Raw genomic sequence first — 15,366 nt, 5'->3', positions numbered from 1 at the left:
TATTTCCAGGAGTGTGCTTGATACGGAAAGCGAAACGTCTCTGCCACTTTCCCTCCCACCTGCCATTGGGTCTTGCGTACCAGCATCATGGGCACATCCACTTCCTTAAGCAGCCGGCTGTTCTTGGCGATTCCCACGATGTAGTCGACGTGATGCCGATCGCACCAGTTCAGCATCCGGGGACGACAAAAGTGGCTATCACCTCGTAACACGATGCGCGTATCGGGCCAGTATTGACGGATAAAGCGTACCAGTAAGGCGAGGATCGCCCAGCTATGGCGGCTGTCGCTGCGGTCACTGGTGCGCAGATAGCTCACCAGTAAGTGGCGCCCACAGAAGACATACAGCGGGAAGTAACAGTGGTGATCGTAATAACGGTTAAAAAACTTGCCGGGTTGCTCGCCATGCACGGGGATGTCGGTGCCATCAAAGTCCAGCACGATCTCCTTGGGTGGTTCGTCATGCTGTTCAATGAAGTGATGCCACAGCAACTCATGGGCCTTCACTATTGCTTGCCGATCGGCGTTCTGCTCCACCCGGCACAGCGTTGACTTGCCTGCCAGCGTATCCTCTTCACCGAGCGCTGTCTGGAGGGCCTGATCATAGCGCAGGGCCTCATGGTCGTTGAAATCTTCGTAGCCCGCGGCGACACCGAACACTCGCTGACGAACCAGAGTGTCGTGCTTGTGACGAACCTGTTCCGGTGCGCGGGGATCATGAAGCACGGAGGCCAAGCGGTGCGTCAGGCGATGTTGCTTATCGACTTCACGAAGCAGGAGCAATCCAGCATCGGAGGTGATGTGGCCCCCAGAGAAATCGGCTTCAATTTGGCGGCGTGAGAGTGGCGAGAAGGTCAGTTTTTCAGGTACCATTTTGGAAGCGGTTGTTGGTGCTTGATGGATTGGTTAGGCTCTTGAAATCATAGCACTTTCAGCCGCTTTCTTTTATACCCCGTGAGAAATCCAGGCTAGTGGTCAATACTGATGCCTGTGATTGTTAAATCCGACCTCGCGCTCCACCACCTGAGGAACCGGGACCTTCTACATATTCGAGGTTCAGATCAACTTCAATCCGAACAGGAGGAATACCATAAACCTCATCTTCCAATCTCGACTTTGCATAGTTATTAAGTGCAAATCGCTCGCACAGGTGTCCACCTTCTCGCCATTCTGATTTTGAAAGTCCAAGTACAGTGACTAATCCCAAGCCAGCATGGTAGATTTTGTAAGGCATTGAATTTTGGCTTTCCCTTGTGCCATGAATTATCGGCTCTTGCCAAAAAAGCTCCAAAAAATTTCGCTGCGGTTCAGTAAGATTAGAAATCGTTTGATTCACCATCCCCTTAAAACGATTTTTTTCGAACTCAATAAAAAGTGGACGTACTACAGGGCTCAGCTGGAAAAAAAACTCAGCAGCGGGTGCTTGATGTATTTTTGTGATCCAACCCGATTTGCTCAGCCAGCTAACTTCCTTTTCCCGGATATCCATGCGCTGCTCTGATTCAACCAATTCCCGAAGAACTCTGAGTTCTTTGGGATTGAGGTGTGGCAGGGTCATTCTCACCTTTTTTTTAAAGTTGGCCAGATCTCTCTCTTTTCTTAAACTAGCCTTTCGATCATTCTGCAAACTTAAGATCTTGAGACATCCAATTTCAAGCAACCTGACTACAAGGTATGAAACGGAGAACGCTCCAACTGTCAGGAAAAGAATTATGTAATCATCGGGAAAGCCAATATTAGAGAATAGTTTTGAGGCTGGCCTCCAGAGCAATAGAACAAGCAAAACCGTACCTAGTGCTCTAGCTGCTGATGTTACAGATGAGATCGAATCAAAGAATCTAATAGCCCATTCAGGCACAAAACCCCCTAAATTTAACGGTTTATGAGTGCGCATGCGTGCCTTTCTGGCAACAAGCACCTAACTATCTATCTGTAATGCTTCGTTAACTTAGGTGTCCAACATATCCCATTCGTCACCTAGAACCCAACGCAGCGCTGATAACTTCCCGTTGATTATTCCCCACTCAAAGTCACTCCATGGGCCTGTATCTTCATATTTCTCTTCAATGCGTTCAGCTGATTTAATAGCACCTTGGAGGATATGATCATGAATTACATCTGAGCCATAGCGCTCAGTTCCTTCAGGAACGATTTCAATTTCACCGTTTTCGATGAGCCATATACGGTTTTGATGACGGTTGTACCAGACCTTATCGACAAGCTCATCCATGGAGTCTAATATTTCTCTCAACCCTCTGGTTTCTTCTGAAAAATCATGTTCAAACTCGACTTCGGCAAGCAAATCAGGATCAATGTGGTCAATAGCTGGAGTTAGATTATTGAAATATAAAGAATTAGAAAATGAAAATATCTCGTCAAAATCCGAGTGCGGTTTTCGATGATCTTTCGAGGAAAAGTCGTTATGGTTATGGGTAACAAAAATACAAGTATCACAGCTACGATTTAGGCTACTCATAAACTCAAAAAACTGCTCAATGATAACAGCATCTGCGACAGAGTTTTTGTTTATATGAAAAGGCGCTCTTTTTTCTAGTCCACGTTGAATGGCAGCGATTTTTGAACGCTCACTAACTGGAGTTACCACTGCCGATTCAATTAGTCTTTCAACTCTATGGATAGTTGCGTAATTTGCCTCGGTTAAAAGGGGCAGTCTTGCATTGATATCATTCAGAACGTCTATGGTCGCTCCTTGCTTTTCACCAGCAAACTCATTTACCACAGCCTTGACCTGCTTAAATTCTTGAGACAGTCGTTGCGCAGTTTTCTTCGCCACACTCTCCTTATTTCGCTCATACTCATCAATAACCAGGTCAGCCAAGACTAATTTTACGCTGTTCGAACTCACCAGCTCCTCTAGTGCAGACACAAGAGGGAGATCACTTCTTTTCGTAGAAACATCTAGCAAAACACATGTATCGAGAAAGATGTAATTCATATGATCCTTATTCTCCCTTGTCATTGGTTCTGGCTCAAGTTAACGCCCGCATAAAGCGCGCGGGGTACGAGCGTCGGCTTCGATGCATTTTTTAGCCAATTTGATTCTCGGAATTCCAAAACCCATTCCATCCCCGGCTGGGACAAACCAAAGGAGTTAGCACCATGTTCTATGTCATGAGCGTAACCGAGACGGTCGTAACCCACGCCCGCACCCCGAAGACCTACCAATCCGCCGAGGTGGTGTCCGGCCACAAGGCTGATCATGCCGCTACCGACGCAGCGCACCGCTTGAATCGTCAGGCCGAGACGCTGGAGGCGTTCGTGGTGGTCGAGAACGAGAACAAGCTAGATAAGGGCGAGCGTTACCCGCAAGTTCTGGCGGCTGCCCTGGAGCAACGCCAGGAGTCGGAAGCTGTGGCGCTGCTGGTAGCGATCTGGGAGCCGGGACTGTACAACCCCGAGCGCGCAGCTCATGCCGAGGCTCAGGGCGACCGGGTAGAGCGTCACGCTGGGCGCCTAGCGGCGCTGGGCTTGTCCTTCGATGAGCTGGTGGAGCGCTATGGTGCCCAGGCCCGATCCGAGATCGAGCGTGTCGAGGCCGAGCGCCAAGAGCGCGCCGAAGCGGCGGCTCGCCGGGAGGCAGCGGCCAGCGAAATCACCGAGGCCGCCCAGGAACACACCTACTCGTTCCCGGCCGTGCGCGGCATCCAGGCGGGCAAGGAATACTACATAGCCCAAATTCCCTATGGGGTTCTGGTCAAGCTGTTCGTCTTCGATGAAGAGGACGTGCCGCCCGAGCTGCGCGCCCAGCGCAGCCTCAACGAGAAGCGTGCCCGCGACATTGGCCAGTACCTTTTTTGGCGTTTTCCTGGTGATGATTTTAGGTATCTATTTTGGTGCCTTTACGCCGACGGAAGGCGCTAGCGTTGGGGCATTCGCTACGCTGCTCTACGCCTTAGCGAAAGGCATGCGCGGCGCGCAGCTATGGCATAGCGTACAAGAGACATTGGCGCTCTCCGCGGTAGTGTTCTTTATGCTGGTAGGGGCCGAAACGCTGGGTTACTTCATTTCGGTGTCGCGCATTTCGTTCTCCATCACTGACCTACTCTACGGTATGGATCTAACGCCCATCGTCGTCGTGCTGTGCATCCTGGCGCTCTACTTCGTGCTGGGCATGTTCATGGACTCCATCGCGATGCTGGTGATCACCGTGCCGGTGGTTTACCCGATTATTCAGGCGATGGGCATCGACCCGGTGTGGTTCGGTATTTTGACCGTACTGACCGTTGAGCTGGGACTAATGACCCCGCCGGTGGGGATGAACGTGTTTGTGATTAAAGCGATGGCGCCACATGTCGGGCTAGGGGAGATATTTAAAGGGGTGGCGCCTTTTGTGGTTTCTGACTTAATACGACTAGCGCTATTAATCGCCTTCCCCATTTTGAGCACGCTGTTTCTGCTCTAGTTGGTGAGTACGCTTGCCTGTACCCAAGCCAGCGCTATGTCTCTGTGGTGTGCGGTAATACCTTCATCATGAAGGTTTCCGGGCAGTACCCGGCTGTGCACCATCTAATTGCCCACCCCGACATGCGGCGGATCAATTTCACCAGCTCCACCGGCGTTGCGCTTGATTTTTGAGGCTATCGAGATTTAAACCCCGAAGGTCGAACTGGGAGTTCAACTTTCGGGGTGCTGTGTAGACCTGTATTAATGGGCTCTGTGAAACTTAGAAATCGTATCGAACCCCTAAAGCCCACCAATCCTTATCAATCGCATTGATCTCCCTATCTGTACTGCTAGCATATTCTAAATATACAAACATTGGATCACTAAGCCGGTAGCTGCCACCCGCAACGTATTGGACGTCACTCAAATTCATGTCACTATTTTCCATATAGCTGACGTTCCCGTATATTTTGCCTTCTGAGTAACTAAAAACGGGTGCTATACCATAATGACGAATATCTCCCTGCTCTTCAAATAACGCACCGACACTTAGCTGTGGAGATATTTTGTAGGTTACGCTTGCCCCGAGTAGAGCATCATCATCACCTTCTGCTTCATCATAGCCAGCGGCAAAACGTACCGGGCCTGTTTCATAGGCTACATATCCCATTAGGTTAAGTGTTTCTTCTTCACCTGCATCTTCATCTTCTGGATCGAGCTTTCCAGCGACACCCAGGCTGAAGCCATCGAAACTTTGGGATTCAAAAGAGATAGAGTTTCCACGGGCGCGGGCACCACCTTTTGCCAAGGCTCGCCAATCCACAGTATTTCTTACATTGATAACCTTGGATATGTTCTGATAATAGATGGAGTCAAAGTTACCAACCTTTACGGCTCCGACGTCTTCAAATCGTAGCCCTACATATGTGTTCCTTATATCATCAATGACGTTAGGCCGTGCCTCGTCACGATCATTAGCGGTGAATCTAAACTCGGCTCTTATAAAACCCTCTAGCTTAGGATTTATCCTATGTCCAGCTTTAAAGCCAAGGCGTGAACCTTCTTCACTAATATAGTCGTTACCGTCATCGTTGTTTAACGTCAAGTGTATACGGCCATATAGGTCAAAGTAAGTTTCTCCGTCTTCATACACATTGAATGCCTGTGTGGTTCCTGAAAACCCTAAACCTGCTACTAGTGCCAATGTAGAAATGCCATGGCATTTTTTGTTGTTCAACAACATGTTTACTCCCTGATTTATCTTTTTGAGTTTGTTTTTACACTGCCGTGATAAAGAGATTGACTGATCCACCCAACTGGCACTCGTATGACTGGTGTAAATAACCAGTTTCTGAGCGGCTTTAGCCTGTAATAAAAGCGTGCTCACCTGATGACTACGCTCTGGATCCAATCCTGTACAGGGCTCATCTAAAAGTAAGATTGGAGGAGAAGAAAAATAAGCGTGAAGCAACATAAAACGCTGTAGTTCACCACCAGAGACATCACAGGCATAGCGAGAGAGTAAGCTAGGAGAGAGGTCCAGCAGTCTTAGTCCGTCGAGTACTGTCTTTGTGGGGACTAGAGCAAACCAATCCACAAGTTTTTCGCGAGGTAGTACGGTAGGATGTTGCCCTACGTACGACATTAATCGTGAGCGTAGAAATGCAAAGTGGGCGGGTGTCATTGTGCTTGGTGTGAACTGCTGATCGTGGGTTCGTATGCACAAGTGTGCCGTTCCTAAGCTTCGACTTCCCCAAATTCGTGAGAGCAAAGTCGATTTTCCTGAGCCTGACGCTCCCCAGATCTGTACGATCTGCCCTGTTTGTGCCGTTATGCGAAGTGGCCCATGATGTATGCCATTGCCTTCATACTGCAAAATCACAGTTGGTTTATTCATTAAATCATTGCCTTAACAAGAGCTTGGGCGATGAGATGCTCAGGCTCAGTAAGCAAACGATCCATAATGGATTCGCTGACGATGCGGCCTTGATCCATCACGATGGCCCGATCAGCAATGAGTCGAGCTAGACGTAAGTCATGAGTCACAAACACCATGGCAGTCTGTGTTTGGTTTCTCAAATTAGAGAGCACATCTAAAAAATCTGCTTGAGCGACTGAGTCGAGACCAGCAGTGGGTTCATCTAAAAATAAAATGCTCGGCTGATGGATCATGGCCGCAGCGATTTGTACGCGTTGGCGCATCCCTCCCGAAAAGTTCTTCACTGGCTCATGTAATCGTTCTGGACATAAACCAAGTCGCTGGCCCCATTTTTGTGCTTGTTTGAGTGCATCAACCGCACGGTTGTCACCTAAATCAAAAAGACGACGTACGATATTAGTGGCGGCACTTTGTCTCAGGTTTAGGGTTGTGCTGGCATCCTGAGCCACATAGCCACACGCCCGCCGACGTAAAAGGTTAGTTTGATAAAGACTGGTACGTAGTAAATCCTGGCCTAAAAGGGAAAGAGCCTGACAGTTGTTAGATAGCTGTCGTCCAGCAAGTATATTCAGAAGACTTGATTTTCCAGCACCTGAGGGGCCGACTAAAGCGAGAACCTCGGAAGGATAAAGCTTGAGGTGACAATCCGACAAAATACGGTGCCCAGCTATTTCAAGTGAGATAGCCTGTGCTGTCAGCACGGGATCTGGCAAGCTAAACATGAGCGCGCTCCTTGCATGCTTCGGAGTCGGAACATACCCAATGGGGGGTGTTTGACGTACCAATATTATCCAAATAATGAATAGATGAGCCGCAGATACAACATGCTGTATCGACTTTTTTCAGGCTAGCAGGCAGGTCAACAAAAGCTAAGTTTGCTAAGGGTGTATAGGCAGGCAATGCATAAATTCGTCGCTCGCGTGCGGCGCCAAAAATCTGAATAGCAGGCATCATCGCCATGCGGGGGTTATCCATAGCAGGAATAGGCGACGGTGACATTAAGACCCCATCATTAACAATCACAGGGTGGTCGTATCCTAAGCACGCCTCATCTTGTTGCAACCATGTTTCAAATAGAGCGCTTAACACGACACCGTAATCATGATGTGCGTGCCGTGTCAGTGCTTCGGCCGCATCATTAATAAATCCACGTAGAGGGTCAGGTCGAGGAACTTGGTACACCACAATTTGCTCTTCCCGCAACGGGCTTTCAGGGACTCGCTGACGCGTTTGAATGAGAGTAGCCTTTGAGCTTGTTGTCGTAATTGATATGTTTGCCGTTTTAGTAAAAAAATCCGCGATATTCAGGGCATTAACGGTATCATCCGAACCATGATCGACTACCTTTAACGTGTCATTCGGTTCTAATAAGGCAGCGGTAATAGCCATGCCTCCTACCCCCCAACCATAGGCAATGGGTAGCTCAGGAGCTGAGAAAGGTATTTGACGTCCAGGTAGACAGAGTGCTTTTAGGGTTTTACGACGTATTTCTTGTTTGGACGGTAGATCAAGGTAGGCATAATTCATATTTCCTCCTTAGCCTGAACTCGGCGTAAACGCGCTAAATCAGCATCAAAGTCAGAGTAATGAGGTAATTTCAAATGGCTGACATAGCCGGATGCAGCGACTCCGTCGGTATGCATGAGTGCATCACTGGTAGCACCCTCAATTTTAAAGTGCTGATCTACGATTGCCATGGCGACGGCTTTACGCTCGTTAGCTCCAAAAGCAATACCAAAACCCGCTTCTAAATGTGGAGATGAGCTAAAATTTGGAGCCACAGTAGTGCAGGCAGTTAACTCAACCTCACCAATGGATACGGTTAAATTGAGGTCTTCCAGCTCTACGAATATTTCAACGCTCCCTCTCATTAATTGCGCTACATAGGGATGACTCGTTGAGGCTTTACGCAAACTCTCGTAAGCTAATCCAGTTAAGTAGCCTTCTTCGCCACGAGCGAGATGAGCGAGACGCTCGCAAGGATCAGGTAAAGAAGGCAAAACAGTTCGCGTAATGTCTATCGGAGCTTTAGATATTTCGGTGCGGATAAGATCTGCGTACAGTGGCTCAGAGCTAGAGGGCGATGAGGGAGCTGTTATCACTGATTTAGGTAACTCGCACTGAGGGCGAGAGTGTTCTAAATCCATATTCAGTAAGCGGTGGGTGTAGTCGTAAGTGGCGCCTAAAATTTGCCCTCCAGCCAACTCTTTTTGCGTGGCGGAAATGTGGCGACTGTAATGCATTGTTTTTAGATCTATGTTTTGGCTTGAGCCAAAATTGGCTAATTGCGCGCGATGAGCACGTACGAGAAATACCGCTTCGGCAATGTCTCCCTGAGCTTGCTTAAAGGCAATAGCAGCAAAACGTCGATCGTATAAGCCCCCCTCACTCATGATCCGATCAAGAGCTAACGACATTTGTGCCATGATTTGATTAATTTCAATCTCGGGGATTGTGTCGTCGCCTCGGCGACTCCGTTCTACGGCTATACGGGAAGCAGCAATTGCTTGTTCACCACCCTTTACTGGTACGTACATTAAATGATCTCCAAAGTTAAGTGACGTGGTAATACAACCAGCTGCGTGTCAGCGCATAGTAGTAGGTCCACTCCACGCGGGTAATCGGCACGAAAAGCAATATGATCAATGACTACATTTTGATGTAACCCTGAAAAATATAAAGTGTGTGGTTTGTTGAGTCCTGCACCGGTGGCTCGTATAGCAAGCCCCCCGTTTGTAGGTGATATGGCGGCTATTTCCATGACAAGGGTTGCCCCACTTTCAGGCGCCTCACGGCTTCCTGCTGGAATATGTTGTAAGTGATGCCGTTGAGAACCTGCAAAAACCCATTCGGGAGTTTGGCTCAAGGTTGCGCCTGTATTCAAAATACGGCTTGTTAATTCCTTATTTTCCACCTCAATAGCTACCGTCGTTTGGCTGTCTAGAAGGCAGTCAACGATGCAATGAATAGCACGCTCTTCTAGTTGCTGTATGCGCATTGGGTAACCAAAGGCATGCAGTAGTCGCCGATAAGTACGCGTCTGCCGATGTAACTCATCGTCATGTCTGTGCTCAGATCGTAAAGGTATTTTCATGATTCTAAGTTTTTTGTGTGGTGTAGAAACGTACAGAAGTAGCAGCCGTCAGCTGCTCCCTCTCAGCCTTTTTTAGCTCTAACTGTTGGCGTATAGGGTGCAGCACCAGCTCACGTTGGTGGGAGGGGGCCGTTTGTAGAAAGGCGTCTAGATAGGCCGCTAACTCCGCTTTGCGTAGATCGGAGCCCAAATGTACTGCGTAACCTTGAATTTTCCCAATAGCGATTACGCAGCGAGTACAAGAAGCCTCACCAAACTGAAATGACACTGAGGCCTTACAAGCTTGTGTATTGAGCTGCACCAACCCCGTTTCAGGGCCAGCGAGTTTTTGTATAGGCACACCCGGATTGTAAGTAGCCCAGATATTTTCCAGATAATCTCGGTTAGCTCGGGCAAGTAGCCCGAGCCAAGTTTGACGTTCTTGACTCATGGCTATGACTTATTACGATAATACGGTAGCGTTGTAAATATCTTCTGCGGGCTGGACTAACAAGCGTTCTCCCATTTCGAGCTTCATTTCAGCCAAAATGATCTCTTCTTCTGGTGAGCGGTCTTTCTTGCGTGCTAACTGAATGAACTCGGGGCGTACGTGTCCGGGACGGATGGTGATTTCAACAGCGGTGCCACGGTACTCGAAACGGAAGTAATAACGACCACCGGGGGACTCTTCTTCTTCGAGCCCTACTGAGTTATCAACAATGTAGCGACCCTCAGTAAGACCGCGGGTAACAAACTCAATCGCATCTCTACCCCCTGGGCCTCCAAAGGCTGTGACACAGCGAATTTCACGTCGTTCAGGCAAACGACCATTATCTAGCAAGGGCCAGGCTCGCTGCATAACTTTTAGCCCGTGGGCTACACCACCCGGATAACCGGCACCGTGGTATTTTAATAACTCATCAAAGTGGACTGTAAATTCATGTCCATTTTCCAGATAGGAGATTGTATCGTTACTCATTGTATTTACCTTTGTTTAGAGGATAAGAAATGGGCATATCTTGATCCGGTTCACGTATTCCAAAAACCGGGCAGATTGTGCTTTGAAAATGTTCTCCCGTTTGCACCATTAGACGGCGTAGTCTGACGTTGTATAAACGGGATAACTCAGACTCGGTTAACAGCTCATCAGCTGGACCAAATTTAATCTGATCGTTGGTGTGCATCAGCAGTACTTTGTCTGCGAGATGCAGAGCGTGTTGCGGATGGTGAGTGGTAAAAACGACCGAATGGCTACGTACTCGGCGTAACTCGAATAAGACGTTAAGCAATAAGTCCTGATTAGCTAAATCTAAAGCTGAAGCCGGCTCATCAAGTATGAGTACCTCAGCACCAGTAGCTAAAGCACGAGCAAGCAACACTAATTGGCGCTCGCCGCCGGATAGAGAGCCATATAAACGATAAGCAAAATGCCCTCCGCCTACTTTTTCCAATGCTTCAAGAGCTAGCTTACGATCCCGCTGTGAAGGAAGGCTGAACATGGGAAGCAAGGCGGCTCGTGCCATGAGTACCACATCGAGGCAACAATGGTTTTCACTACCGTATTGGTATTGAGGTACATAGCCGATGAGGTGGGGTACCTGCCGTTGTCCTTGATCTAAACGTTGTGAGCCTAATAGAGCTTTTAGCAACGTAGTCTTACCGCGTCCGTTTGGGCCCAAAATGGCCAACGTTTCGCCCTTTTGTACGTTAAAACTTAAATCCTGAAAAATCACACGTTCACTAAAACGTACGCACGCTCCAGTTAAACTGAGATGAGAGGTAAAGACGGTTTGCATGATTAAGCCCTTTCACGTCGACGAGTGCATAGTAAGTACACAAAGACGGGGGCGCCAACTAGAGCTGTGAGTACGCCTAAAGGAATCTCTGCAGCAGTTAAACTACGAGCCAACGTATCAGTCAAAATCATGAAAGTGGCACCCAGCATAAGACTCGTGAAATAGAGCCGGCGGTGATCTTCGCCTACTAACATACGAGCAAAGTGTGGGATTACGAGTCCTACCCACCCCACTACGCCCGATGCGGTTACGCAGGCGCCGATAATGATAGAAATCAACGCGAAGACGATCATCCGGGAGCGTGCAACATGGATGCCAAACGACTTAGCTTCGTCGTCACCCATAGCGAGTACAGCAATGCGATAGCGCATTCTATTCAGTAGGTAAATGCTGGCAATGAGTATAGGAGCAGTTTGTGCAAATTTTTCCCAACTCGCCGTTGCAAAGCTTCCCATCAGCCAAAAGACGATGGCAGGTAAACTCGTTTCTGGATCCGCGGCATATTGAACTAACGAAATACCTGCTGCAAATAAAGCATCAATAACAATTCCAGCAAGCACAATAGTCATCAAAGTACGACCCGCCATATTTGAAATCAGCACTACTAAAAACAGAGCAGCAAATGCTGATACAAACGTAGCCCCCATCAGTAGCGGCCCCCCTACTCCAGCCAAAATTGCCAGTGATCCTCCTAATGCTGAACCTGAGGATAAACCTAGCACTTTAGGTGAAACGAGAGGGTTACGAAATAAGGTTTGTAAGGCTACCCCGCAGATGGCAAGCCCAGCCCCACATACTCCTGCCAATAATATGCGCGGCAAGCGTACATTCAAGATCACCAACGCATCCATATGCTGTGAGTTATCACCTCGTAAGGCTGCATATAGGATGGCTACAATCTCATCTAGCGCTACGCTGTATCGACCTACTGATAGCCCGATTAGCACAGTCGCTATAAGCAGTAGGGACAAAAGAAGCCAATGACTAGCACGCCAAGCGCTCAGGGTAACTGGCTCAACCATTTCTGAGGACGAGTGAATCGATCGCTTATATGTGTTCATTGCTTACGAAACACTTGATAACCGTGACTGTCGCCGTTCATAGCAATACGCAGAATTCGATCTATCTGCTCTTCCGATAGGTCAAAGTTATAAAGTAATTTGAAGCCTTCTTTTAATTCGTGACGTAGGTCAAAAGAGAAAATATCGGGATGAGTAAGATTGGCCAGCCACATCCATGTGTAGGGGCTTTCATGGGAAGCACTATCCCAGATATATCCACCTTGAGGTGTCTTATAAACGCGTTTTTGTACGGCGGCATTTAAGCGAGAAAGTAATGGGTCGTCGTATATCGCTTCTAATCCAGCATCCGTCTCTGCTGCGGAAAGTAAGATAATATCTGGGTTCCATTCAAGAATCTGTTCCACGCTAACAGTGCTTCGTACGCCAACTCCTTGAGCTACATTTTTAGCGCCAACCAGCTCGATGAAGGTCTGTTGATAACTTTTCTCACCAGTAGCAGTCAACTTGGGATTGGCAGAGCGCAAATGCAAAATGCTTGGTGTTGCATGAGAGCCTACTTGTTTTAAACCAGTAGTAATTTCACTTTGTACACGGTCACGCCAATCAATAAGCTTTGACAGTTTTTCAGTATTACCCGTGATATCAGCCACCATTTTCATATTGGCTCGGGCCAGCTCTTCTGTACCCGCATTGCCACCGCCTACCATTAGAGCAACGGGCAAACCTGCATTGCGAAGTGGAGCTACGATATCATCGCCGCGCTCACCCCACTGGATGACTAAATCCGGTTTAAGTGCTGCGATGGCCTCTACGTTGGGCATCCAACCACCGTTTTCCGACACAATGTCACTGGAGATATCAACAGCTTCAGGAAACATAACGCTCATCATACCGCTCTCAAAGGCTCGTTTAGAGCCCTCATTCATACCCACTAACAGCTCGGTAGAACCATCTATTGCGATGAAGGTAGCTGCAGCTGGTTTGGGCAGAGTAATGATACGTCCAGGAGGGGCTTCTAACTTAATTTCCTGTCCGGTTACATCAGTAAAGTTAAATTCTTGCGCTGACAAGTTACCTGATAACAAAGTTGTCGCTACTAGCACGGCAAAGCAACGGGGTATTGAGGTCATAACCTCTCCAATTAAGAATGAGATTGACTATCATTTTGATTAAAAATATTATAGCCAGTGTTTCATCAATTGGAATCGAAATGTTTATGACGGTGCGTGAAGTAATTTCGAACAAGCTAGCAGCAGTGTCTGTGCGTGACTTGCTTTTAGTTGAGGCCGTCGCAATGAAACGTAGTTTTCGTTATGCGGCCATAGACATGGGTATTTCGACCTCGGGCTTGTCTTATCAAGTAAAAAAAGTAGAGGAAATTCTCGGACAGCCCATTTTTGAAAGGGGGAGTAAAATAACACCCACTGCCTTTGGAAAGGAAGTTTTAGACTTAATCGCCGTAATTTTAGAAGGCGTGACTCGGCTTGAGGGGTTACGTGATGATGGCTTAGCTCTTCCCTTTGGGCAAACCTTACGTATTGGAGTGATTTCCTCACTGGCACCGGATAACTTGTTACGGATTATCCAGATTTGTGCTCACCGTTCAGGTAAAACTAAAGTCGAGTTGGTTAGTGGCAAGCATCAAGGTCTGTTACGGCGTTTACAGAACCGTGAAATTGATTTGCTAATTAGTGCAGCACAGTCGGTTCCTGAGGGGATGGCATATACAAGCTTATTCAAGGAACACTTTGTCTTACTAGTGCGAGCCGATAAACTTCAGCCTGAACTCCATCCTCTTATGCTCTGTGAGCCTGGATTACTACCACTTAGCGAGGATGATTTTGTTCCATCGCTAATTACTGAAGGCTTAAGTAAATTATTAAGCTCCGGCTTGACTCGTACATATGGCCTTGGTGTTGAGCATCGAATGGCTTTAGTTGCCGCAGGTTATGGTCATGCATTATTGCCGTATGGCTGGGTAAGAGATGTACATTTACCGGATCATTTAGCAGTGATGGAGCTTCCTCCCGCTTTATCGGCAGAGCGTGAATTAGGTTGCTTTTGGCGTCACTCATACATGATGGGGAGTCAAATTTCTCAGGCTTTTAGTGAAGCATGGATTACCTCTGCTATCAGGTAGTCGCGCCCATTATTCCTATGCTTTTGAGGCGAAATGGCTGATGCTGACATGAGTAGCCTCGCAAATAATGGTTATTAAACCCACGTGAGCATATTCAGACTAACATCAACGCCGGTAAAGGCATGGCCCTATGGGGGTATAGCGGGCGACCCATTGCACATGACATAGCCCCTTTCCACGGATAGCTCTTCATAATAACTTAAGTCACCTTTAGGGGGAGCTCTGATTATCTTTTTTGCTCGTTTGAAGCGTGTCGATTGTTATTGCCACTACCCCATATTGGTCTACTCACTATCCATGTGTGACTCCTCGCACCTCATCTAGAGCGGCATCAATAACGAGATCAGGGTCTGTAGCTATCAGATCCTGGGGCCTTAGCCCGCCAAGATAGCTGTTTATCGACTGAAACCAAAAGGCCATTCCCCATCCGTCTTTATCCTCTTTGAAGATGTCGATGATTTTCGACATGACGCGATACGGTCGGTAGCCAGCATCCTTCTCAAGCCCAAACGCTGGGTAGTAATCGGTGCCGTGGTCATTGATAGTAAAAATATCACCTTGTTGTTTCCACTGAGCAGGATGAACACTATCACCACGTGAGCGGACGCCTGGCAACTGCAATATCTCATCGACAGTTAACCAATCGCCGCTTTCCATCACGGCTCGACGCGCTCTTGCTTCCATCTCAGCTTCGCGCAAACTAGTTGGCGTGGTCATAATCTTAGGCACCCTTATTTTGGGTATGTACTCTGGTCCATTATCCTGGGGGCTATACTAATAAGTTAGCCGTCGCGGAAGTGATCGTCGTGGTACTTGAGGCTAGCCATGCATAAGCGGCCGATGATGGATAACGTCTAACCACCTTACGGTGTTCAACCTACCAGTGAGATAGCTTTGTTGGCTCCTCACTTTGAATTTGTTCTTCCTTCCTATGGCTACAACCTAGCGGATAGATAAAAGCGCTGGAAAACTATCAATCTCAAGATCAGAAAC

Annotated in this window: 16 protein-coding genes and 1 pseudogene; 3 read left to right on the top strand and 14 right to left on the bottom strand. The window is 47.9% G+C overall.

Features of this window, described 5'->3' with window-relative positions; translation table 11 throughout:
• The 3 genes from INT33_RS19065 to INT33_RS19055 form a co-directional block, all read right to left on the bottom strand.
• Positions 1 to 872: IS1380 family transposase (locus tag INT33_RS19065; protein WP_193092731.1), on the bottom strand; the 872-nt coding region annotated here is incomplete at its 3' end.
• A gap of 124 nt (positions 873 to 996) precedes the next feature.
• Positions 997 to 1,893 carry a hypothetical protein gene (locus tag INT33_RS19060; protein WP_192524526.1) on the bottom strand — a complete coding sequence of 299 codons (897 nt, stop codon included), beginning with the start codon at positions 1,891 to 1,893 and terminating at the stop codon, positions 997 to 999.
• 54 nt (positions 1,894 to 1,947) lie between these two features.
• On the bottom strand, positions 1,948 to 2,955 hold the full coding sequence (locus tag INT33_RS19055) for a PIN domain-containing protein (protein WP_193092730.1): 1,008 nt from the start codon (positions 2,953 to 2,955) through the stop codon (positions 1,948 to 1,950).
• Positions 2,956 to 3,119: 164 nt separating this feature from the next.
• On the opposite strand from INT33_RS19055, the gene INT33_RS19050 reads away from it, so the two are divergent.
• Positions 3,120 to 3,881, top strand: coding sequence for a DNA sulfur modification protein DndB (locus INT33_RS19050; RefSeq protein ID WP_247716659.1), 762 nt, complete (start codon positions 3,120 to 3,122; stop codon positions 3,879 to 3,881).
• Positions 3,811 to 4,422 (top strand): annotated as a pseudogene (locus tag INT33_RS19045) (TRAP transporter large permease subunit); the annotation flags it as partial. The gene INT33_RS19050 and the pseudogene INT33_RS19045, both read left to right, overlap by 71 nt.
• Before the next feature lie 261 nt (positions 4,423 to 4,683).
• Here INT33_RS19045 and INT33_RS19040 read toward each other — a convergent pair.
• From INT33_RS19040 to INT33_RS18995, 10 genes are read right to left on the bottom strand one after another with little or no spacing between them, the layout of a single operon-like run.
• A complete protein-coding gene (locus INT33_RS19040; protein WP_193092729.1) occupies positions 4,684 to 6,300 on the bottom strand; it encodes a porin in 1,617 nt (538 codons plus the stop codon).
• Positions 6,300 to 7,064 (bottom strand): ATP-binding cassette domain-containing protein, encoded by a 765-nt coding sequence (locus INT33_RS19035; protein WP_016239122.1) that lies wholly within the window; start codon positions 7,062 to 7,064, stop codon positions 6,300 to 6,302. Before INT33_RS19035 ends, INT33_RS19040 begins: the two co-directional genes overlap by 1 nt.
• On the bottom strand, positions 7,057 to 7,869 hold the full coding sequence (locus tag INT33_RS19030; RefSeq protein WP_048766754.1) for an alpha-D-ribose 1-methylphosphonate 5-phosphate C-P-lyase PhnJ: 813 nt from the start codon (positions 7,867 to 7,869) through the stop codon (positions 7,057 to 7,059). Before INT33_RS19030 ends, INT33_RS19035 begins: the two co-directional genes overlap by 8 nt.
• Positions 7,866 to 8,879, bottom strand: a complete 1,014-nt coding sequence (locus INT33_RS19025) for a carbon-phosphorus lyase complex subunit PhnI (RefSeq protein WP_016239120.1) — start codon at positions 8,877 to 8,879, stop codon at positions 7,866 to 7,868. Before INT33_RS19025 ends, INT33_RS19030 begins: the two co-directional genes overlap by 4 nt.
• Positions 8,879 to 9,436, bottom strand: a complete 558-nt coding sequence (gene phnH / locus INT33_RS19020) for a phosphonate C-P lyase system protein PhnH (RefSeq protein ID WP_048766753.1) — start codon at positions 9,434 to 9,436, stop codon at positions 8,879 to 8,881. The genes INT33_RS19025 and phnH overlap by 1 nt, the downstream gene beginning before the upstream one ends.
• A gap of 4 nt (positions 9,437 to 9,440) precedes the next feature.
• The gene (gene phnG / locus INT33_RS19015; protein ID WP_081194694.1) at positions 9,441 to 9,866 is read right to left on the bottom strand and encodes a phosphonate C-P lyase system protein PhnG; all 426 of its coding nucleotides are present in this window, start codon (positions 9,864 to 9,866) and stop codon (positions 9,441 to 9,443) included.
• Positions 9,867 to 9,878: 12 nt separating this feature from the next.
• On the bottom strand, positions 9,879 to 10,394 hold the full coding sequence (locus INT33_RS19010) for a hypothetical protein (RefSeq protein WP_019282989.1): 516 nt from the start codon (positions 10,392 to 10,394) through the stop codon (positions 9,879 to 9,881).
• Positions 10,387 to 11,211 (bottom strand): ABC transporter ATP-binding protein, encoded by an 825-nt coding sequence (locus tag INT33_RS19005; RefSeq protein WP_016239116.1) that lies wholly within the window; start codon positions 11,209 to 11,211, stop codon positions 10,387 to 10,389. The genes INT33_RS19010 and INT33_RS19005 overlap by 8 nt, the downstream gene beginning before the upstream one ends.
• A 2-nt stretch (positions 11,212 to 11,213) precedes the next feature.
• A complete protein-coding gene (locus INT33_RS19000) occupies positions 11,214 to 12,233 on the bottom strand; it encodes a FecCD family ABC transporter permease (RefSeq protein ID WP_226912187.1) in 1,020 nt (339 codons plus the stop codon).
• A gap of 35 nt (positions 12,234 to 12,268) precedes the next feature.
• On the bottom strand, positions 12,269 to 13,363 hold the full coding sequence (locus tag INT33_RS18995; protein WP_192524247.1) for an ABC transporter substrate-binding protein: 1,095 nt from the start codon (positions 13,361 to 13,363) through the stop codon (positions 12,269 to 12,271).
• A gap of 23 nt (positions 13,364 to 13,386) precedes the next feature.
• On the opposite strand from INT33_RS18995, the gene INT33_RS18990 reads away from it, so the two are divergent.
• Positions 13,387 to 14,373 (top strand): LysR family transcriptional regulator, encoded by a 987-nt coding sequence (locus INT33_RS18990; RefSeq protein WP_225734538.1) that lies wholly within the window; start codon positions 13,387 to 13,389, stop codon positions 14,371 to 14,373.
• Between the two features lie 291 nt (positions 14,374 to 14,664).
• On the opposite strand, the gene INT33_RS18985 is transcribed toward INT33_RS18990, so the two are convergent.
• Complete coding sequence (locus tag INT33_RS18985; RefSeq protein WP_225734539.1) at positions 14,665 to 15,090, bottom strand: hypothetical protein; 426 nt, start codon at positions 15,088 to 15,090, stop codon at positions 14,665 to 14,667.
• Positions 15,091 to 15,366 lie beyond the last annotated feature (276 nt).

Origin of the sequence: Halomonas colorata (assembly GCF_014897985.1) — a bacterium.
In the GTDB taxonomy this organism is placed as follows: Bacteria; Pseudomonadota; Gammaproteobacteria; order Pseudomonadales; family Halomonadaceae; genus Vreelandella; species Vreelandella colorata.
The sequence above is the reverse complement of the archived record's forward strand: the minus strand, read 5'-3'. Positions and strand labels throughout refer to the sequence as shown.